The sequence below is a fragment of the Saccharicrinis sp. 156 genome, assembly GCF_050589685.1.
Lineage (GTDB): Bacteria > Bacteroidota > Bacteroidia > Bacteroidales > Marinilabiliaceae > Saccharicrinis.
Map to the genome: position 1 here is coordinate 17,811 of NZ_JBNGOS010000050.1, position 21,438 is coordinate 39,248.

Consider the following 21,438-nt stretch of genomic DNA (forward strand, 5'->3'; position numbering starts at 1 on the left):
TACTTGCTCCGGCCAGGAAGGTGCCGCTGAGTTGAAAAAACTTCTGTCTGGATATCTTTTTCGTATTCATGCTTTATTGATTCTTTAGCTCAAAGACTTTTATCTTATTTTTTACAGCGGTGACCAGCTTGTCATCAAAGGTCTTGAGCTGGTAAGGAAGGTGTCCACCGCCCAAAAGGCTGTGATTCAGTAAAACCTTATTAAAGGTGCCTGACCGATTGTAATGGCTTATTCGGGGATTCCCTTTTTCGGAAGTAAGCAGGCGTCCCTGTCCGTCAAAATGGATGTAAGAAGGATTGCAACAACCGGCAAATGAGCCGGCCTCACTGCCTGCACGTCCGAATGCGGCAATAAAGTCCCCTTTTAGGGTGTAGGATTCAATCCGGTGTCTGCCCGGGTTGGTACAATAAATGGTGTCGTTTTTATTTGTGATATCAAAGAAATGACTCGGCGTAATAAACTTATCCGGGCTCTCGATGAACTGCACGAAATTACCTTCCCGCGTATATTTGCAGATGTTCTTATGACCCACATCGCTTACATAAACAAAGTCTTTTGTCAGTGTAAATGCCGTATAATCCGATAGCTCACTGCAGGCATCCCAGGCGTTTAGGGAATCTCCAGTTAACGAGTAGTTTTCGATGTGTGCCGGGTAAAGAACAAAAAGGCTTTTGTGACTGATTTCAATATCCCTGGCCTCAGGCTTAATTCTAAATGAAGAAACCAGTTCACCTCTCAGATTATAGATGCTGATAGATTCCCGGCCTGCGACATAAAGGCGCGTTCCATGCAGCTCAAACGCGATTACACTGTCTTTGACCAGAATGCTTGCACGCTGTTTATAATCGCTATCGAAATTTTGCATAGCAGGATTTTGAATCAGTGTTTGTTTTTCATCGCTAACCGGTCGAAGCATATAAATGATAAACCCGATTACAATCAGGAAAATCACCATATTAACGGTCACCTTTATTGTTTTGTCCATAACTAGATAATTTTAAGACATTTTACCGTGTGTGCATCCCTTACAATCAGCATCCCGTCGGCATAAGCCATCGGCCCCCAGGCATCCCGGCCATCCATGATGCTTTGCTTCTTCAGGAGTTTCATACTCTTGCCTTCAAACTGATATACATACAGCTCACCGTCATCCTTAAATGCAAAAAGGAAGTTATTGATGATAAGATATGGGCCGAGTCCGAATTTTTCGTCCGCTGCCGAGGTCCACAACGGCGTGTGTAAATCATCCGGTGAATAGCAAACCAGTTTGCCTCTCAGTCGTCCGCCGTCTTTCGGCATAACGCTGATTAACATGTCATCGTAGAATATCGGAGATTGCTGTTCACTCGATAAGCCTGCATTAGGCTTGTATTTGTCCAGCACTACAGTATTCCATGTACCGCCCGATTTATTAACCTCTATCATTACACCGCCCGAACCATAACCGGCAGTCATAAAAAAGCGATTGTCCGCCACTTGCACAGGCGAGGGAGCTACTACTGATGGTTGCCAACTATTTGTATGCCAAAGCAACTTGCCTTCCTTGTTTACTTCGGCAGATACCCCGCAGATACCACCAATGCCCACATACACATAATTTTTGACGCCATTTAGGGTCATCGGCATTATAGATGAATGTGACATTTTGAGTGCGGGTGTGTTGGGCGTGGTCCAGAGCGTTTCCCCGGTATGGCAATTCAGGCCGGTCATCAAAGCCTTTTTACCGGCAGGAGCCAGGATCAGAACATCGTTATCCACCAACGGACATTGCCCGGTGTACCAGAAAGGCACCTCAGTTTCATATTCTTTCTGCATGTCCAAAGACCAACGCATGTCGCCATTCTCCGGATCACAGCACATCACATGGCCTTCCGGGCCAATGGTGATGATGTACTCGTCCGTGATTACCGGTATCGACCTTGAAAAGCCGTGGTTGCGTTTAATTGGTACCCGGTACCATCGACGCCAGAGTTCTTTTCCCGTGTCAAGGGCAAAACAACGCAAGGCATCCGAACTTAGTTTTTCATCGTAATCCAGGAAATACACTTTCCCATTGTAAATGACAGGTGAGGCATGACCTTCCCCGGTTTCCACACTCCATATTTCCGGATAGTCACCCGGAGCTACATTGATGGCTTCGGGTGTTTTAATGATATTCGTATTGGATGAGCCTCTAAAGCGGGTCCATTTTCCCGTGAGGGAAGAAGCAGCCACCTCATAACGCATGAAAAACTCACCGATTTTGACATCGTTTGTTGAGCGCGTCAGCCCTTCCGGACGGTTATCGGCACCGGGTGCCTGAATGCTGAAGTCAGTCCTGGATGGCATAAGGTGCCACCCAAGAATCAGGCCTGCATATAACAATACGGTTGACAGCGTAATGATTTGGACGATTTTATTATCTTTCACTTTTACTTGAGGTTATAAGCCATTAAAGTATCGCCATGACGAACATATAGCAATCCCTTGTAAATCACTGGGTGTGCCCAGTGCTGCGCGGTACCCATGGTAATGTTGAAACGACTAACCACATCCAGTTTTTCCGGATTTTCTTTAGCCAGTATCACCTCACCACGATCGGTGTACATATATAGCATGCCATCATTGTAAATGATGTTACCCATAGCCATACCTTTGGCTTCGTACTTGATTTTACCGGTAAGCCAGTCTACACAGAACCAATAGCGATTTTTGTCCCCCGAACCGTAAGCATAGTCGCCCACTTTAACCATGGCACCCATACGGTTGTCTAACTTTTCTGAGAACCAGACTTTATGCACGGCTTTGCCGCCAGCGGTAACTTTCAGCATCACAGAACCTTTGCCATATCCACTGGTACACAATAACATATTATCACTGTAAATCGGTGTGTTAGCGTGCACCGACCAGCGGTTGGTTTGCTCATATGACCAAAATTTCACGCCTGTTTTAGCATCCACACCAATGATGTTATTGGCCGTCATCGTTACAATGATACCATATTCTTCTATGTACATGGGTGAACAATAGGCAGATAGGTCGCCCTCACCTGGTGTGCTCCAGATAAGTTTTCCTGTTTTTTTATTTAACGCAATTAGGTTGTTTTTCTTTCCTCCTGGAGTGGCGACTACCATATCCTCAACAATCAGTGGAGCTTCGTTAATTCCCCAGGTGATGTTGGAACCTTCAAATTCATCGAAAATTTTCTTTTTCCAGATCAGGCTCAGATCCTTTTGCTTGTAACAGAAAAGTTCACCAAGGCCGCTCATAATGTAAAGTCTACCTTCGTTAACGGTCACTGTGCCACGCGGTCCAACATAGTTCTTTGACCATTCTTTGCCGTACTTAACTTTGTTTAGAAGTTTGCCCGAAAGATCAAATACATATAAATAACCGGTATCTTCAATCATTCCAGTCAGATAAATTTTATCATCATTAATGGCCACAGAAGAGTGACCCTCTCCAAGTCCGTTGAAGTGCCATTTAAGTTCGGGGCCTTCCGCCGGCCACTCCTTTAATAAACCTTTTTCCTGGTAAATACCTGTCCGATCAGTACCGCGCCATTGAATATTATCTTGTGCATTTAGTCCAAATGCAATCAATAGCATACATATGATTAGTCCATGTTTCATTTGAGTAAGTTTTGTTTGTTAAGTTATTATTTTTGTCCGTGATAATTTTTTCTTGTAATTATTTAAAGCGTTTAGCGCAAAGGTGATGTTGTACATATCTTCCGAATACCATAACCTTGCAAAGTAAAGTCCGATTGGTTCCGGCTTTAGTAATTCTTTCGTTTCATATTTTAAATACAGAAAGTCAAAGGCTTTATCCAGCACACTTTGCTCAATTTGATCCAATGTACTTAATGCACTTAGTGCTCTGGCTGTCAGGGTAACTTTTGAACTGACACCTTTTGCGCCTCCCCATCCACCATCTGCATTTTGGCATTTCAACAGGTAAGCAGCACCTTTGGCCACTATTTCTTTAGCAATTGGATGATCGATACCAGCCAAATATTCTACAGATAAGGCTGTGCCATATACTGGTGAGCGTTCATCTTTTGCATCCTGATCACCAAACCAAAGTGGATACCAGCACCCTTCATTGCTTTGTTCCTTTTTCATCCAAAGCAACATGCGTCGGGCACCTTTGTCGCATTTCGTTTGCAACTCATTCGGTAACTGCACTCGCCACAAACTAAAAGCTAATAGGGCATGGGCTGTAATATCCGGACTGCTCCGGTCGAAAGGCAATTTACCCCAGCCTTTACAGAAAGTCGGAATGCCGCCATCTGAATTTTGTAGGGAGAGGATCCATTCCAGTCCTTTTTTAACTTCCAGGCTCATTTCACCATTGCTTAACTGGTGAAGAGCGACCAGCGCACCAGAAGTGTCATCAGCATCCGGTGCTGCACCCGGCAGGTTGGTCCATCCCCAGCCGCCTTCTTTTGCACCGGTAAAGGGGTGTTGGTATTTAAAGGCATTCTGCCTGATGTTATTAGCCAGATTCAAACGATCAGGGATGTTCTCACCAATTGCCCGTACACTGAGTGAGGTAACCCAGGCCGCCAGATTGGTATCAATCGGCCAGGAGCCGTCTTTACGGACGGTGTCGGTCAGAAAGCCGATGCCTTTTCTTACCGCCTCATGATCGCCATAGCCGGCACCACACATACACATGGCCACAAAACCTGTTAGCGGTGCTGCCTCAAGAAAGCCGCCATGCTTCGGCTGGAGTTTAAGTAATACTTTTAAGGCGCCAGAAATAAACCTTTCCCTTAACAGATTCCTACTTCCTTTTTTATAGCGCAGAATACCAACCGCTATTAAAGCCGGTATGGCGTAACTCACTACTGGCAAGCGCAGGAACCTGAATAATTTCTGCGGTAGAACTGACAATTCAAAAGGCAGTTGCGGAATGTTTTTCCAAGATGAGATCACACCGGCCAACGCGCACATCACCAGAATAGGTGCTGAGAATGTTAGGTCTTTTCCGTAATAGTTTAATACCCCGGTGATAATGTCCTGATCACTTATGCCATTGAACTTATTCTTTAGGAAGGCTTTGGTTTTTTCCGGTGTTTGACCTACCGCACTCAGGGTGGCAAAGGTCAGCAGGGTGGCAGTCATGTTCGATGGGCTTTCAGGACTGTCGCCCCATGAGCCGTCATCAAGCATGGTCTTTTTTAACCAGTCCACACCGTTTTTAATAAGAGACTGGTGGCGTTCAGTACCAGATATGTGCAAGGCAAATACAGCGACAGAAGTTGAAATAGCGCTCGACGACAGGTAGCCGGTCCACAGACTGCCATCTTCCGGTCGTTTTTTGAGCAACTCTCCGGAAACGTATTCGATCATCATATTTAGCTTTTCTTCCTGCATCTTTTTGTTTTAATTTTTTGATAATGCAGATCCTATGGCCAGCAAGCCATAAAAACAGTATTCCACATCGCTTTTGTGATCCAGTAAAGTGGCTACGAAGCCACCTGATTGGCTCCAATGGGCTTCAATAAATTCTAATGCCTCGTATTTAGGTTTTTCCTCGTAGCACTTCAAGGCAAATAATGCAGTGGCCGTTGAAAGCAAATCCGGAACTGGTGAGGATGGCACTGCCTTAAATCCACCCGTGGCTTCCTGCATCGATTTCAGAAACCGGATTGCGTCATCCTGCGAAGTGCCATTTAGCTGCCCCAGCACCGATAAAGCCGCAGTGGTGGCATTGGTGGTGGCTGTTGAGCCACCTTCCACATTCATGTATCCGCCATCTTTATGACGATATCTTTCAAGGCAGGCTTCTGTTTTTGTTTTGTCAGCAAGCTTATTGCCGGTATCTTCGAGTAAGGATAACCAGATAAATTGAGTATATGGTGTTCGGGCATCCTCATGTGGCACATGCTTAAATTCTTCCAGCGCTTTAACAGATTGTTTGCCCAATGAATTAAGCCAGGTAAGAACGCGTCCGTTTTTACGCAGGGAATGGATTAAGCGGCAGCGTTTGTAGGCCGCATAATGAATTAAATCCAGTTCGTCTTCATTTCGGCCCGCGAGGTATTCGTTCATCTTATCGTGATCGAGGTGAATACCCAACACCATGCTTATCATCCAGCCAAATGAGGTATAATACAAATCCGACTCACCATTTTTATTCATGAACGATTGATCTTCCAGCATTTGGGATTGCACAAAAGCAGATAAGTACCCCTTGGCTTCTTCACCGAGTTGATCCTTCGCCACTATCAGTGTGTCCAGTATGTTTGCGGAAATGGATTGCATATTATTTTAATATCCGGCCGGTTACTCTGAATAACAGGCGTTTTAATTCTGTATTTGTGATTTGATTTATTAAGTCCAGGGCTTCTTTGTGGTAGCTGTCCACCATATCCTGAACCCGCACAAGTGCACCTTCCAGTATGCCGGCATGATCCTCCGACTGTAAGAATCCCTTAAGGTCTTCAGTGTGCAAAAGCGAATGCACAAATAATTCATCCGTATTTGCCTCACAGATTGCCGCCAGTACAGCTGATGGCCTTATGCTGAGCGGATCGTCTGTTTCAAAATCCTCAATGTCATCTTTCAGCTGATAGGCAATACCAAGGGCATTGGAATATTTGCTAAGAATTTGACGGGTTCCTTCTTGGTCATTTGCACATAGTGACCCTATCAATAAAGAAACCTCAAAAGCAGGAACCGTCTTGTGTTTAAAGATATCCAACACATAATCCATGTGCAATGCTTGTGGGCTTTCGCTCCATTCGAGTTCCATTCCCTGCCCTTTGCACAAGGCAATGTGTGCATCGGAGGCCACTTTTATTAATCTCATGTGATCACATTGGGCTAGCAGTCGGTAGCCTTCACCCAGGTACATGTCGCCCACATTAATGGCGATCGGTACACCATACTTGGCATTGACTGTTTCCTTGCCATAGCGTGTTAAGTCATCATCTTGTATGTCGTCGTGCACCAGTGATGCTTTATGAAAACACTCAATGGCAATGGCTGCGCGTTGCACTTTTTCAGGTATTTCGTTCTTTCCGCTTATAGCCATGTAGGTGGCGGCTAATAAATAGGGACGCCAGCGTTTACCGTCACCACCCATCCATTGTCTGGCTATGGTGGATGTTTGGTCATCAAGTGGTGAGAGCACTTTGCTTAGGTTTTCGGGCTGAAACCAATTTTTGATGGTCGATTTCAGCAGGTCGTAGTTCAGCAGGTTGGCGGTTTGTTCCGATTTCATTCCCATGATCCGGTACACATAGTTTTCATCCACTGTCGTATCCTTGCATCCGTCTTCATTGAGCGGAATGGCTAGTCCGGGCACGGCATTGTTAATCAATAGAGGAAAGGCTTTCTCCAGCGAATCAAGGCAACTTACGCCAATCACCGCATCCACCACACCACCTTCCACCAGGCCGACTACTGATGTAAATCCCTCCGCCACCAGGCTCATCATACCCAATTCTTCGGCACGGGTTTGCAAATCAGGTATGTTGCAATGGTTGCACATATTGCATAACAAACCCAGCTCGTCAATGTCCGCTTTACAGGATGATGAATTGCTCAGGCATTTAGGTAGCAACAGAATGCGTTTATGGTGCGGAATTGAGGCCACAGTATCAAACCACACCGCATTGTTAAGTTCCACCATCAACCAGCCTTTAATGGTTGTATCCAGCGCTCGCTTATGAATCAGCTGCATGGCCATATCTGAAAGCAGATCCATCGAAACAGGAGGGGTGATGGTTTGCTCTTTGATGAAAGACCTGATGTTATTTCGTAACATCAGGCGTTCTTCCTTCGTCCCCGGAACCTCGTATTTAAATTGTGTTTTTTCCATACTATCAAGCTCTTTAACCGTAAGCGCCAAATCCGAAGAAGTATTTCTTCTTCATGATTTTATAAAATACATTCTCCTCCGGTATTTCCCTGCCATTCTGATCGTGTCCGGCCACCGGTGTCATGTTCCGATATTCCTGCAGCACTGTTTGCCGTGAAGATGAATCCTGGGCATGGTATTGCTCAGAAAATTCGGCAAGCTTGTTTGGGTTTTCCAGGAGGATACATCCCCTGGAACCATCTGCAGTCATGGTTCTTAAATCAGCGAGGAACTTTGATTCTTCAAATAATTCCTGCAGGTTGCTGCCATCTTCGTTGATGTAATCAGTGGCCATCTGCAACGGCGGGCAGAATTCAACAGCGCCACTAGGTGAAATATGGTGACTCATGCCGGTTGCTGCCGGGCAGAGCGCATTCCCTTTGGCATCCCAATAGGTGTCGATGAGGAAAAGGGGTGCATCCAGGCGTTGTTTCACAATGAATTTGCGTAACTCCAGAATCTGATCTTCGCTTAGTGCATTGTCCGGGTCAGGATTGGCACCCACGGGACGGTAGATGTAATACCAGAGATAATGAACCCCTTCTTTAGCCAGCAGTTCAATGTACTCACGGTTTACCAAATCATTGTAATTGCCCTTGCATATACTAGCTGCCGCACCAAACATCAACTTCGCCTTTTTACAGGCTCTGACTCCATTAAGTGTTTTGTTATATACCTCGTCGCCTCCACGGCGTTTTTCGCTTTCCTCTTTCAGTCCTTCAATGCTGATAAGCGGGGTGATGTTGCCCAGTTTTTTCATTCGCATAGCCACTTCATCTGTTATGAGCATACCATTGGTAAACAGCTGAAAATAACAGTCAGCATGTTTTTCCATGATGTCAAAAAGGCCCTTGTACAACAAGGGCTCGCCACCTAAAATGCCAAAAAAGAAAGAACCTTTTTTCTTGCTTTCTGTAATGATGCCGTCCAACTGTGCCTTACTGAGAGATTTTTTACCTCCTACCGACACCCAGCAGCCACTGCATGCCAGATTGCAGCTCTCCGTTACTGAGATCATCACGAATGCAGGGAAGAAAGGTTCGCCCTTGGCCTGTCGTTTCTCAAACTGTCGCATGTTCTTCAGGTTGCGCCAGGCGAAGTTGTACAGGATTTTCCATACAAGGCGTGGTGAAACTTCCAGAGGCACCCGCAACATTGTTTTAAAATTGGCTGTATATTCTCTAAGTGTCATTATTGATTGTCTTTTTTAAGCATCGAAAAACGATTCCGGTTTTGCTGCAAGCGATATTGCAGGCGCTTTTGATACATAGCTGCTTTATCTTCTTCCGAAAATACTTCTTCTATTTCTATGCCGCCATTGATTGGGGATTTCTCGTACTTGGGGAAAATGATGGCCTGGCTCGGGCACATACGGGCGCAAGCCGGGCAATTGTTTTTGCAGTTGTGTGGCTTTGTTACCTTCACCTGTTTGTTTATGACAGTATAAACACCAAAAAGGCAGAAATCGTGGCATTTGCCACAATCGGTACATTTCGATTTGTCGATTACCGGATACCAGGCGTCTTTACCTTCATGTACGGGCAACGCTTCTATTTCTTTTAGCAGTTCTGCTTTAGCTTCCTCTGTGTTTTGTTTTGTGATTTCAAATAAGGCTATTACATCATTGGTACTGGTTTTTCGGGCTTCAACAATGGGGCCTGGTGCAATCCCCAGCCAGTTCATTTGGTTGTTTACGACTCTTCTGTGGCAGGCGATAATGGTGCCTTTGGCAGCGTCTTTTGTCTGATCGGGATTGTCGGCAACTAAGCGGCACAGATCCTCTGTTATTTTGACCTGATAACCATTGCCTTTTAAAGTGGCAGCAATTTCGGCTACTTTGTTTTTATCCATAAAAGTGCGCGAAGTACATGCGCAAATGGTGACATCCTTAGAGTACATCTCTTATAAATTTGGATTTAAACATTTAAAATACAATGAAAGTCCAAGTTATCGGGCCAAGTCTGCCCAAAAAGGAAAAAATTATGAACAAAAACGAAATTTAATTAAGATAAAAAGCTCTGAAAATCATTAAATTATATTTTTCAAAAAGTACCTACACCATCGGGTATTGTTTTTATGGCAGCAAGAAAGATGGGAAGTTGCATAGGCCTGACATAATGCTGTTTTCCGAATTTCACGAATTTTTTATGTACAATTATTCATACTATAATCTTTGATTCTAATCTTTTATATGGGATCTTAGGTCCTACAATTGGTCACTATGGTCAGTGTATTGAAAATGTGTTACTTGTGGTTTGGTATTGTACACGTTGCTCATCTCTCTCTACTCACCATGGGCTATTTCCTGCTAATATTTTGTGGGCATATGCGCATATTAACAGTTTGTGTTGTATATTTGTCTTTATTTTTAATCAAATTAAATAAGGATAGCGTAAAATATATGAATTAGATTTTTTAATTTTCGAAACGCAATATTCCTTATCATTTATACTAAAATTATTATATCAGATGAGTTTCTATCCTCAGCTCGTAATAGATGCGCTTAAACACGTTCGTCATCCCGGAAAGGGAAAGGATATTGTTTCGTTGGAAATGGTAGAAGACGACATTAAAATTGACGGCAAAAAAATTAGCTTCAGTTTGCTTTTTGACAGGCCCAACGACCCGATGATACCTTCGCTGAAGAAGGCTTGTGTTCAGGCCATCGAGACCTACGTTGGCGAGGATGCCGAAATTAGGGGCAATATCTACGTAAAAATAAAGCCAAAACCCAAGGCAGAGCCGGTAAAGTTATTGGCCGATGTTAAAAATATAATCGCTATTGCTTCCGGAAAAGGGGGAGTAGGAAAATCTACGGTAACCTCTAACTTGGCAGTTGCTCTGGCTAAGGCCGGTTATTCGGTGGGCTTGTTGGATGCAGATATTTTCGGGCCATCGATTCCCAAAATGTTTCATACGGAAGATGCCCGTCCGCTGCTGGATAAAGTAGACGGTAGGGACCGAATTATCCCGGTTGAGAAATATGGGGTTAAGATGCTTTCCATCGGGTACTTCGTAGATCCTAAAGATGCTACTATTTGGAGAGGGGCTATGGCTACCAACGCCATTAAGCAGTTAATTACGGAAGGAAGCTGGGGGGCATTGGATTATTTGCTGATCGATTTGCCTCCGGGTACCAGCGATATACACCTGACCATGGTTCAAACACTATCCATTAACGGAGCGGTAATCGTTACAACTCCGCAGGATGTGGCTTTGGCCGATGCCATTAAGGGAGTAAGCATGTTCAAGAGTAAAAACATAAACGTGCCAATATTGGGTTTGGTGGAGAACATGGCTTGGTTTACGCCAGCCGAGCTACCCGACAATAAATACTATATATTTGGTAAAGAGGGGGGGAAGAAATTGGCTGATGAACTTGAAGTGCCTTTGTTGGGACAAATCCCAATTGTACAGAGCATACGTGAAGGTGGTGATGAAGGCGAACCGGCAGCCTTGAACGAAGATACTGTGACAGGTGCAGCGTTTGCCGAAGTAGCCCATAAAGTTGTGGATGCAATGAAGCAAAGAAACAGCAATTTGCCTCCTACAAAAATTGTTGAAATAAAAACCCGTTGATCATGAAAAATAACAATCACTTTAAAATAATTGAAGAAGCCCTGGAAGAAATAAGACCTTACTTAAAGGCCGATGGAGGGGATATTTCATTGCTGGAAGTATCGGACGATTTAGTTGTGAAAGTGAAATTGATGGGAGCTTGTGTAGGCTGTCCGATGAGTTATCAAACTATGAAAAACGGTATTGAGCAGGTGGTGAAAAAAGCTGTTCCCGAAGTCAAGGAGGTGTTGGCCATTAACGAATAGTAAATGATTACATTTGTTTTGATAAAAGCCGATATCTGATGTCGGCTTTTGTTGTTAGGGGACTTGACTGTCCCGAAAAAAATAATTTTAATTTGGTTTCATGACGTGGATTTTCCAAAATATAAAAAAACAGTAGATTTTGATAATTTCAGGATCAATCGCTGATTATTACCCCTTTACCAATGATCTAATGTTATGGATAAAAAATTTAAATACATAGGTTTTGATGCGGATGATACCCTTTGGGTTAACGAAACTTATTTCAGGGAGACGGAACATGTTTTTGCTATTCTTTTACGAGATTTCTGTGATGAAGAAGGGGTGATAAAAGAGTTGTATAAAACGGAATTGAAGAATCTGAAAAATTACGGATATGGAATTAAAGGTTTTATCTTATCATTAATTGAAACGGCCGATACACTTAGTGACGGAAAAGTACCTGTTGAAACAATTATGCGCATTGTTGAACTGGGAAAAGAATTGTTGAACAAGCCGGTTGTTCTGATCGATGGAATAGAACAGGTACTAATAAGTCTGACTGAAAAAGGATATAAGCTAATTGTGGCCACAAAAGGCGATCTTCTGGATCAGGAACGAAAACTAAGACGATCTAATCTCGAAAAACATTTTCATCACATTGAGGTAATGAGCGATAAAAAGGAAGCCAATTATAAAAAGCTGTTGGCGCACCTGGATATTGCGCCAGAAGAATTCTTGATGGTGGGAAATTCCCTGAAATCGGATGTTATTCCAGTGCTTAATTTGGGGGGCTCGGCCGTTCATGTGCCGTTTCACACCACTTGGGAACATGAACATGCTGAGCATGACACGGAGATTCATCAATTTGTTGAGTTGGAAACTGTGGGAGAACTGATGGACGCCTTAAAATTGTAAATTGAGGTTTGATGGGCACTTTTTGATTTTGTGCCATACTTATTGTAACTTGATAATCTACACGATTTATCAATGTAAAAACCACTGTTATGGAACCCAAAATTGCTCAAAAAAGCCCATTCGAAGCTGATTTATCTGAAGGTGTATCGGTATTTTGGTGTGCTTGCGGCCAAAGTGCCAATCAGCCATTTTGCGATGGGTCGCATCAAGGAAGCGAATTCACTCCGGTAGAGTATGTGCCTGAAAGATCGGGTGCGCATTTTTTATGCGGTTGCAAGAGAACAGGCAATAAGCCCTTGTGTGACGGAACGCATAACGGTTTGTAACCTAATAGCTGCTGGCGGTAAGCTGGTGGCTTTTTTTATTTCGTCTCGCTCTCTTTTTCCCGTTTTATCATATTATAAATGGTAGACTTGCCAATGTCCAGCTTTTTGGCCACCTTAAGTACGTTATTGTCGTATTGGCGAAGATAGTGCCTGATGATTCTTTCGGTATATTCCTTTAAGCTCATTTCTTCTGCAAGAATATCCAGCTCTGTATTGCTGGAGTTAAACAGGATATTTTCTTCGTCAATTTGCTGGCTGCTGGCCATAACAGCACTAAGTTCTATAATGGCCTTCAATTCGCGCACATTTCCCGGGAAAGCATAGCCAAGCAGTTTCTTTTTAGCCCTTGAAGTAAAGGCCATAGGCTCCAGCTTGTTGTCGTCGCAAAAACTGTTTAAGAAAAACTGACTCAAGGTAATGATATCATTTTGTCTGTTTTTGAGCGGAGGGAGATGAATTGGCAATCCAAGTAAACGGTAATATAAATCTTCCCTAAAATTACCCAGCTTAACTTCTTCCATTAAATCCTTGTTGGTAGCGGTAATAATGCGGGTGTTTACCTTAATGACTTCATTTCCACCTACGCGGGTAATCTCCCTTTCCTGCAATACTCTCAGCAGTTTCACCTGAAGGTTGATATCCATTTCGCCAATCTCATCTAAAAAAATCGTGCCGCCTTCTGCCTCCTCAAATTTTCCTTTTTTGGTAAGGATGGCTCCCGTAAACGCCCCTTTTTCGTGTCCGAAAAGTTCACTTTCTATCAGGTCGCGGGGGATGGCTCCCATATTTACTGCAATAAAAGGTTTGGCTTTGCGTATGGAGTTGTAATGAATGGTTTTGGCGATGAGCTCCTTCCCGGTTCCCGTGTCCCCGTATACCGATACATTGATATTCGGTACTTTTACGGCTTTTTCAAGCAAGGCAAATACCTCTTTCATAGCCGGACTGTCACCGATAATTGCATTGCCAAAATTATATTTATGGGCTATCTCACTTTTTAATTGCGAAATTTCCTCCAGAAGTTGTTTTTTGTTGCGTATGTTGTTGACACTGTTTAGCAGGCGGTCTTTAATGTTTTCGTCTTTGGTAATATAGTCGTATGCACCTTCCTTTAGTAAACTGACGGCCGTTGTTATGCTGTCCTGGCCTGAGATGACAATTACTTCAATATCAGGGTTGTATTTTTTTATTTTCTTAAGAATCTCGTTTCCGGTAAAGTCTGGCAGGCCCAGATCTAGCGTAACCACATCGGGGTTGTCGGGTAGATGTTTAAAAAAAGATTCACCATCAAAAAAGGTACCGATCTCGAAATCCGGATTCAGCGATAAAGAGTGTTCAATTAATTTATTAAAAACCCGGTCGTCTTCAACTACATGAATTTTCATTAATAGCTAACTTTTTGTGATAATTCAAATATATTTGTTCTTTACAATTAGGAACTATCATTCTTGGTTAAAACTTGGAAACGCAAAAAAATAGGCCACAATATATAAAATTGTTTTTGCAAAGATGGTTATTTAAAATTTAGATATAATATTTTTGAGTAAAGGCAGTTTTAATTGTGATGGATATTTGCCCGTAACATGGGTGATTTCAATAGTTTATTTGGATAACGACCTGTTAAAATTTGACCATTGATAATTAATTAGGATAAATGAGGTTAAAAATAATATATTTCCTGCTACTGATAACTTTTTTATGGGGGTGCTCAACTAAAAAAAACACTAGTTTAAGTAGAGGCTATCATAACTTGACGGCACATTACAACGTGTATTTTAACGGAAGAGAGAGCTTTAAGGAAGGGGTAAAAGCTATCGAGGCAAGTAATGTGGATGATTATACACAAATGCTGGCGGTTTTTCCCGAATCTAAACCGGGCGCCGAATCGGTTGCCGGTAGCCAAATGGATAGGGCAATTGAAAAGGGCGCTAAGTTGATAAAAGTTCATTCCATTCGTAAAAAACCTGAAAACAGGCGCGATGATCAATCCATAAAATATAAAAAGTTCCTAAGCCAGAATGAGTTTAACAAATGGGTAGACAATGCTTACCTTTTAATTGGCAAATCACATTTTTATAAACGCGAATATTATGTGGCCCAGCAAAGTTTTGCTTATATATTTAGGGAGTTTCAGGAAGGCCCGGAATGGTACGAGGCCGAAATTTGGAACGCACGAGCGGCCATCGAATTAGGCGATTTTGCCCAGGCTAAAATACAGCTCGAAAACTATGACATGGAAGGGAAAGCTCCTGCCGGACTTTTTGGCCTGTACGCAGCAACTTACGCCGATTTTTATATGCGGCAAGGCAGGTATGCCGAAGCTATTCCTTTTATGAAGGAAGCGGTCAACGGAGCCGGGTCGAAATATTACCGAAGAAGGTTCAATTTTATTTTGGCCCAGTTGTATCAAAAACAAAAACAATATACCCAGGCTAGCCAGGCATACGAAGCGGTTATCAAATCTAACCCGCCATACGAAATGGCCTTTAACGCCAAAGTAAACCGTGCCGGTATGTTATTCGAAGAAGGCGGACTGGAAGCGGTTAAAAAAGAAATTAAACGACTTTTAAGGGATAAACGTAATTCCGATTACGAAGACCAGATTTATTATGCTTTGGCCATGGCCTACAAAGCAGAGGCGCATGAAGAACTTGCTATGGGAAATTTCTTGCTTTCCATTGAAAAAAGTATCGACAATAACCACCAAAAAGGGATGTCTTTCTTTGAATTATCGGAGATTTACTACGATAGGCCTGAATATAAACCTGCTTACTACTATTTGGATACGGCCATCGTTAATCTGAACGAAAATTTTCCCGGGCTCCAAGTTATTGAGGCCAGGCACGAAAGCTTAACTGACCTGGTAGCCAATATCAATATGGTTGAACGCGAAGATAGTCTCTTAAAAGTGGCCGCCATGCCGGAACAACAACGCTTGGCCTTAATTGATGGAATTATCGAGGACGTGAAAAAGAGACAAGAGGCGCTGAAAAAGCAGCAGGAGAAGGGCACAAACGGAGATGTGTTCTACGATCCAATGATGAGTCAGTCTTATACCGGTACACAATCGCAAGGCGGTAAATGGTATTTCTACAACCAAACCTCGATGGGTATGGGTAAATTAGAGTTCGAAAAGCTTTGGGGCCGGAGAAAGCTGGAGGATAATTGGCGCAGAAGCAACAAGCAAGCCGTAGTTGAAGAACCTATGGATATGGGAGACCCTGAAGATATGTTTGGAGAACCGGAAGGTGTACCGAAAGATTCGGTTGGAGGTAACGAAGCCGTGCTGGCTGTGATGGCCAAAGAAAAGGAAAATAATCCTATGGTAAGAGATTCGTACCTAAAGGATATACCATCCACGCCGGAATTGTGGCTGGCTTCAAATAAAAGAATTCAGAGCGGATTGCTGAACCAGGGGCTGATTTATAAGGATGAACTTGAAAACATACCATATGCCATAGATGCTTTTGCCGAGTACGCCAAAAGGTATCCGGACGGCGATTTTATCGAGGATGTGTACATGAATTTGTACCTGTGTTTCGAGAAACAAGGCGACAGCCAAAAAATGGCCGGGATCAAAGATATATTGATGGATAAGTTTCCTGATGGGGAATTTACGGCATACTTGAACGATCCTGAATACTTTGAGAAGAAGCATGCCAGAAACAGAAAAATGGAAGCGCTTTATCAACAAACATATACCAGCTATCTGTTCAACGAATTTGAAGTTCCGGTGACAAATGTTAGGGAAGCGCATCATATAGATGAAGAAAATGTTTTGATTCCAAAGTTTAAGTTGCTGGCGGCTCTTTCTTACGCAAAAATGGGCATAGAAGATCGTTTTGTAAATGAATTAGAGGAGATTAAAGAGGTTTATGCCAGCAGCGAAGTTGCTCCGTTGGCCGTTGAAATGCTGGCCTTATATCATGAGGGAAGGATGCCGGTTCAGGGGGCTGTAACTACGAATCTGATGGCCAAAAGGACCGAGGAATTTACCAGGGAACAACAGGATTTGGGCAACACGCAAGTTCGGGAGCAAGTTGCCACTTCCTATACCATCGATCATAAGTCGCAACATAGTTTGATATTGCTGGTGAATCCGGAAGCCGATATCAACCGGCTTAAATTTAATATTGCCGATTATAACTTCTCCAAATTCTTGCTCAACGATTATGAAATGGGGAAAACCCAACTGCCAGATGGAACCCCTGTTTTTTCGGTGTCGGGATTTAATAACCGCCTGGAAGCGCTCGATTATTTCTATTCGTTACGCGAACGTTCCGAAATATTTGAAGTGGATGATTTAGAGTACCAAAAGTTATATGTTATTCACGGTAAAAATCAGGAATACCTGCTTTCATCGGGTGATGTGGACGGTTACGATGACTTTTTTGCCGAGAATTACTTATCGGCCGAAGCTTTTAAAAACCTGGAGGAAGAACGCAGGCAGGCTGCAAGAGATGCGTTGGAAGCTGAAAAGTTGAAAAAACAGGAAGAAAAAAGGATTCAAGAAGAGCAATTGTTGCCGGAACGGAAGGCGCAAGTAACGCAGCAGCCAGGGGCGGCAAAAGAAAGTGAAGAAACAAAAAAGGCAGCGTCTTTGATTACAGAAGCGAAACCCGAAACCATAGTTTTAGAAAAAAAGCAAGCACCCAAAGCCGCAAATCAAAAGGAGATGGCTGCAAGCCAGACACCAACAACGGTTGCTAAAGAAAAGTCAGTGACCCAGGAGCTTGCGGAGCTGGCCGAACCGGTAACTGAAGTTGCATCCGAAACAGAACTGATCATTGAAAAGCCAGGCTCGCCGTTTAAATATGAGGAAGGAGCACATCGTGCCCTAATATTGTTTAAAAAAGGACATATTAATACAGAGCGCATCGGAACCGTGTTTAAAAATTATACCAAAAGTAATTATGGAACGAAATATGAGGTGGAACACAATGCAATGGGAACGGATTACTATTTCATGGTGATCAAAGGGTTTGCAAATGCCGATGAAGCAAAAGCTTATTTAAATAAAGTGAAATTGAATAGCTTTTTAATGCGGGAGATATCTCGTGCCAAACATTATTTGTGGGCTATTAGCGATAATAATTTCTCAAGGTTGAGCAACGAAGAATCCTTTGAATTATATCAGCAGTTTTATAAATCGAAATACTAAAATAATAACAATGGTGGATGCAAGAAAAGTAAATATTTTATGGGTTGATGATGAGATAGATTTATTAAAGGCCCATATACTATATTTGCAAGAGAAAGGTTTTGCCGTTAAAACAGCCACTAATGGTCAGGATGCGTTGGTTTGGGTAGAGGAGGAGCATTTCGATTTGATTTTTCTGGATGAGAACATGCCGGGACTAAGCGGCCTGGAGGTACTTGGCAAATTAAAGAACATGATGCCGGAAGTGCCCATTGTGATGATTACCAAAAGCGAGGAGGAGGACATCATGGACCAGGCCATCGGCAGTAAGATCTCCGATTACCTGATAAAGCCGGTCAACCCCACGCAAATATTGCTGACTATAAAAAAACATGTCGACCAGCGACGGTTGGTGGCTGAAAAAACAACCAGCAGCTATCAAACAGAGTTTGGAAAGATAGGGCTGAAGATAAACGATTCCTATAGTTTTGATGACTGGGCTGAGGTGTACAAACAGCTGGTGTACTGGGAAATTGAGCTGGAGGAAACCAAAGGCGAGATGGATGAGGTACTGAAAATGCAAAAGACGGAAGCCAACCATGCTTTCACTAAGTTTGTGAAACGGAACTATGTCGATTGGATAAGTGATGCCGACGGTGAATCCCCGTTGATGTCGCACCACTTTATGAAAGAAATTACCCTACCGCTGCTGGAAGAGGGTAATAAAGTAATGATGTTGGTGATCGATAATTTTAGGTTCGACCAATGGCTTATGCTCAAGCAGGAGGTGCTGAAAACGTTCCGTTCGGAAAAGGAGGAAATATACAGTAGTATTCTGCCAACAGCCACCCAATATGCCCGTAACAGTTTGTTCTCGGGATTAATGCCAGCACAAATTAAAACAATGTATCCGCAGTATTGGCTCGACGAGCACGAGGAGGGCAGTAAAAACCAATTCGAGGAACAGCTGATTGGTACTTTCTTTGAACGCTTCCGCAAAAAGATCAATTATTCCTATCAAAAGGTACACAACATAGATTCAGGTAAGCAGCTCATCGATAATTATTCCGATTTATTAAAGGACGACTTATCCGTGGTGGTGTTTAATTTCGTGGATATGTTGTCGCATGCCCGTACCGAGAGTAAGATGATCAAGGAATTGGCTTACGACGAATCGGCCTATCGGTCGCTTAGTAAGTCGTGGTTTCTGCATTCGGTAATGAAAGAGTTGCTCGACAAGCTAGAGCATGAAAACGTTAAGGTGATCATCACCACCGACCATGGCACCATTCGTGTTAAAAATGCAATTAAAGTGGTGGGCGACCGAAACACAACCACGAACCTGCGCTACAAACAAGGGAGAAATCTTAATTATAAGGCAAAGGAAGTTTTTGAGGTGGTTAAGCCCGAAGAAATACTTTTGCCCAAGGTTAATGTGTCAACAAGTTATATATTTGCAACCAACGAAGATTTTTTAGCCTATCCCAACAATTATAACCATTATGTGAGTTACTATAAAGATACCTTCCAGCATGGGGGAATATCCATGGAGGAAATGCTGATTCCGTATGTAGTGTTAACCCCGAAAGAATAACCCGTGCGAAAGGAGAAAATGTGCGACCATGACGAGCAATGAATTATTTTATTTGGAGTCATGATTTAAATGAATTACCGATGAATAAATTTTTAATTCCTTCAATTAATAAGATAAACCAGGTAGCAGAGGCCTTTTTAAAAGCCTACCCGGAGCCGGCCGTTTTTTGTTTTTATGGTTCCATGGGGGCGGGTAAAACTACTTTTATCCAGGCACTATGCGAAAAGTTAAAAGTGGTGGATGTGGTCAACAGTCCTTCCTTTGCCATCGTTAACGAGTACAATACCCAGTCCGATGATTCTATCTACCATTTCGATTTTTACCGTTTAAAGGAAGAAGAAGAAGCCTTTGATTTAGGCTATGAGGATTATTTTTACTCCGATAGCTACTGCTTTGTGGAATGGCCCGAGAAGATTGCTTCCTTACTCCCCGAAAAAAGATATGACGTAAAGGTGACTGTATTGGATGATAACAGCAGGGAGATAGAGGTAATACCGTTTTAAACATAAGTAAGCTGTAGGTATTAAACCCGCAATATGCATTAGAAATTCTATTACACATTGAAATTGTTTCAAAACAAGACACTTCGTTGCATCACTTCAACTCACCAGAACGATGAAAACCTAGTAAGATTGCACTTTCAATGTTCATGGCGAAGTTCTAATACATAATCCGGGTTAAACAGGTGAAAATTACAAAGGGAAAGTATTTGAGTTAACCGGAGATACTGCTTATATCCTTAGTGATTTGGCAGCAGAGATATCGAAACAAAGCGGTAAAGATTTACCATATCGGAATTTGCAGGAGGAAGAATACGCCAAAATCTTGGAAAGTTTTAATATCCCAACACCATTCGCCAGTGCAATTGCAAACTGGGATGTTAGTGCTTCAAAAGGCGACTTGTTCAACAAATCCGGGGAGCTTTCTAAGCTAATTGGTAGACCTACAACTTCGTTGGCCGAATCGGTGAAACTAGCGCTATAATTATTATTGGGATTGGGGTAGCAATTTCTGCTTTAATTACATTAATTATGGGCTTTTAAATGCCGACTATTAGCTTCAATTTTAAGTTTTAGCATTCAATACTGGGATTATATGTGATTTGTCAACGGAAGTAAATTTTGACATTTTACCAATAATTGGTAAATTTGAAAAAACTAAAGAAATGAAAAATACATCCGTTTCACTCGGTAATTATTTCGACCAATTTGTTCAAACTCAAGTATCAACTGGTCGATACAAAAATGTTAGTGAAGTGATTCGAGCAGGACTTCGACTTTTAGAAAATGAAGAAAGTAAGGTGATTGCTTTAAGAAATGCAATTCAAGAGGGAATTGATAGTGGAATTGCTCACGACTTTGACCCAGAAAAACACCTTCAAGAATTAAGAGCCAAAAAGAAAATAAATGGCTGAGTATAAACTGACAAACAAAGCAGTTGAGGACTTGAGCCGAATTTGGGACTATACATTCGATAAATGGTCTGAATTGCAAGCAAACCGATATTATGAAATGCTTCTTAAAAGTTTCCAAGATATTGCCGATAATCCAGATTTAGGTAAAAATTATACTGGAATAACATTCGACCTTTTCGAACTTAAGACAAATCGACATATAATATTTTATCGGAAATCCTTGAATAGACCGATTGAAATAACGAGGATTTTACACGAACGAATGGACTTGAAAAATAGAATAACCGAATAAAACCTACACCCAATAAATAGGAATATGAGCAGTCTGCAATGCCTGTCCCGAAAGACGGGAGCCCAGCGATTATTCCAGGTTGAACTACAACCCAGCTTTAATA

General features: G+C 42.5%; 19 protein-coding genes. 10 read left to right on the forward strand and 9 right to left on the reverse strand.

Annotated features, from left to right (window positions below):
• Positions 1-73: 73 nt before the first annotated feature.
• Genes ACRD64_RS22410 through ACRD64_RS22445 form a run of 8 tightly spaced genes read right to left on the reverse strand, consistent with a single transcriptional unit; the run spans position 74 to position 9,750 of the window.
• Complete coding sequence (locus ACRD64_RS22410; protein WP_430936306.1) at positions 74-985, reverse strand: hypothetical protein; 912 nt, start codon at positions 983-985, stop codon at positions 74-76.
• A gap of 2 nt (positions 986-987) precedes the next feature.
• The gene (locus ACRD64_RS22415) at positions 988-2,409 is read right to left on the reverse strand and encodes a PQQ-binding-like beta-propeller repeat protein (RefSeq protein ID WP_430936308.1); all 1,422 of its coding nucleotides are present in this window, start codon (positions 2,407-2,409) and stop codon (positions 988-990) included.
• 2 nt (positions 2,410-2,411) lie between these two features.
• Positions 2,412-3,611 carry a PQQ-binding-like beta-propeller repeat protein gene (locus ACRD64_RS22420; RefSeq protein WP_430936310.1) on the reverse strand — a complete coding sequence of 400 codons (1,200 nt, stop codon included), beginning with the start codon at positions 3,609-3,611 and terminating at the stop codon, positions 2,412-2,414.
• An 18-nt stretch (positions 3,612-3,629) separates the two neighbouring features.
• Positions 3,630-5,360, reverse strand: coding sequence for a prenyltransferase/squalene oxidase repeat-containing protein (locus ACRD64_RS22425; RefSeq protein WP_430936312.1), 1,731 nt, complete (start codon positions 5,358-5,360; stop codon positions 3,630-3,632).
• Between the two features lie 9 nt (positions 5,361-5,369).
• Complete coding sequence (locus tag ACRD64_RS22430; protein ID WP_430936314.1) at positions 5,370-6,251, reverse strand: prenyltransferase/squalene oxidase repeat-containing protein; 882 nt, start codon at positions 6,249-6,251, stop codon at positions 5,370-5,372.
• A 1-nt stretch (position 6,252) separates the two neighbouring features.
• Positions 6,253-7,812 carry a polyprenyl synthetase family protein gene (locus ACRD64_RS22435; RefSeq protein ID WP_430936316.1) on the reverse strand — a complete coding sequence of 520 codons (1,560 nt, stop codon included), beginning with the start codon at positions 7,810-7,812 and terminating at the stop codon, positions 6,253-6,255.
• Positions 7,813-7,825: 13 nt separating this feature from the next.
• Positions 7,826-9,043 (reverse strand): radical SAM/SPASM domain-containing protein, encoded by a 1,218-nt coding sequence (locus ACRD64_RS22440; protein WP_430936318.1) that lies wholly within the window; start codon positions 9,041-9,043, stop codon positions 7,826-7,828.
• On the reverse strand, positions 9,043-9,750 hold the full coding sequence (locus tag ACRD64_RS22445; protein WP_430936320.1) for an ATP-binding protein: 708 nt from the start codon (positions 9,748-9,750) through the stop codon (positions 9,043-9,045). Before ACRD64_RS22445 ends, ACRD64_RS22440 begins: the two co-directional genes overlap by 1 nt.
• A 570-nt stretch (positions 9,751-10,320) precedes the next feature.
• Here ACRD64_RS22445 and ACRD64_RS22450 point away from each other — a divergent pair.
• From ACRD64_RS22450 to ACRD64_RS22465, 4 genes are all read left to right on the forward strand, one after another.
• The gene (locus tag ACRD64_RS22450) at positions 10,321-11,430 is read left to right on the forward strand and encodes a P-loop NTPase (RefSeq protein ID WP_430936322.1); all 1,110 of its coding nucleotides are present in this window, start codon (positions 10,321-10,323) and stop codon (positions 11,428-11,430) included.
• A gap of 2 nt (positions 11,431-11,432) precedes the next feature.
• On the forward strand, positions 11,433-11,675 hold the full coding sequence (locus ACRD64_RS22455; protein ID WP_430936324.1) for a NifU family protein: 243 nt from the start codon (positions 11,433-11,435) through the stop codon (positions 11,673-11,675).
• A gap of 195 nt (positions 11,676-11,870) precedes the next feature.
• Positions 11,871-12,569, forward strand: coding sequence for an HAD family hydrolase (locus ACRD64_RS22460; RefSeq protein WP_430936326.1), 699 nt, complete (start codon positions 11,871-11,873; stop codon positions 12,567-12,569).
• A gap of 89 nt (positions 12,570-12,658) precedes the next feature.
• Positions 12,659-12,895, forward strand: coding sequence for a CDGSH iron-sulfur domain-containing protein (locus ACRD64_RS22465; protein WP_430936328.1), 237 nt, complete (start codon positions 12,659-12,661; stop codon positions 12,893-12,895).
• Between the two features lie 35 nt (positions 12,896-12,930).
• On the opposite strand, the gene ACRD64_RS22470 is transcribed toward ACRD64_RS22465, so the two are convergent.
• Entirely contained in the window at positions 12,931-14,280 is a 1,350-nt protein-coding gene (locus tag ACRD64_RS22470; RefSeq protein WP_430936330.1) for a sigma-54-dependent transcriptional regulator, read from the reverse strand.
• A gap of 269 nt (positions 14,281-14,549) precedes the next feature.
• Between ACRD64_RS22470 and ACRD64_RS22475 the strand changes: the two genes are divergently transcribed.
• The 6 genes from ACRD64_RS22475 to ACRD64_RS22500 all read left to right on the forward strand — a co-directional run bounded on the left by ACRD64_RS22475 (position 14,550) and on the right by ACRD64_RS22500 (position 21,335).
• The gene (locus tag ACRD64_RS22475) at positions 14,550-18,056 is read left to right on the forward strand and encodes a hypothetical protein (protein WP_430936332.1); all 3,507 of its coding nucleotides are present in this window, start codon (positions 14,550-14,552) and stop codon (positions 18,054-18,056) included.
• 10 nt (positions 18,057-18,066) lie between these two features.
• Positions 18,067-19,629, forward strand: a complete 1,563-nt coding sequence (locus ACRD64_RS22480; RefSeq protein ID WP_430936334.1) for a PglZ domain-containing protein — start codon at positions 18,067-18,069, stop codon at positions 19,627-19,629.
• 80 nt (positions 19,630-19,709) lie between these two features.
• Positions 19,710-20,132 carry a tRNA (adenosine(37)-N6)-threonylcarbamoyltransferase complex ATPase subunit type 1 TsaE gene (tsaE, locus tag ACRD64_RS22485; protein WP_430936336.1) on the forward strand — a complete coding sequence of 141 codons (423 nt, stop codon included), beginning with the start codon at positions 19,710-19,712 and terminating at the stop codon, positions 20,130-20,132.
• A 244-nt stretch (positions 20,133-20,376) separates the two neighbouring features.
• On the forward strand, positions 20,377-20,613 hold the full coding sequence (locus tag ACRD64_RS22490) for a hypothetical protein (RefSeq protein ID WP_430936338.1): 237 nt from the start codon (positions 20,377-20,379) through the stop codon (positions 20,611-20,613).
• A 181-nt stretch (positions 20,614-20,794) separates the two neighbouring features.
• The gene (locus ACRD64_RS22495) at positions 20,795-21,043 is read left to right on the forward strand and encodes a type II toxin-antitoxin system ParD family antitoxin (protein WP_430936340.1); all 249 of its coding nucleotides are present in this window, start codon (positions 20,795-20,797) and stop codon (positions 21,041-21,043) included.
• Positions 21,036-21,335: a type II toxin-antitoxin system RelE/ParE family toxin gene (locus ACRD64_RS22500; RefSeq protein ID WP_430936342.1), complete on the forward strand. Its 300-nt coding sequence runs from the start codon at positions 21,036-21,038 to the stop codon at positions 21,333-21,335. Before ACRD64_RS22495 ends, ACRD64_RS22500 begins: the two co-directional genes overlap by 8 nt.
• Positions 21,336-21,438: the final 103 nt, after the last annotated feature.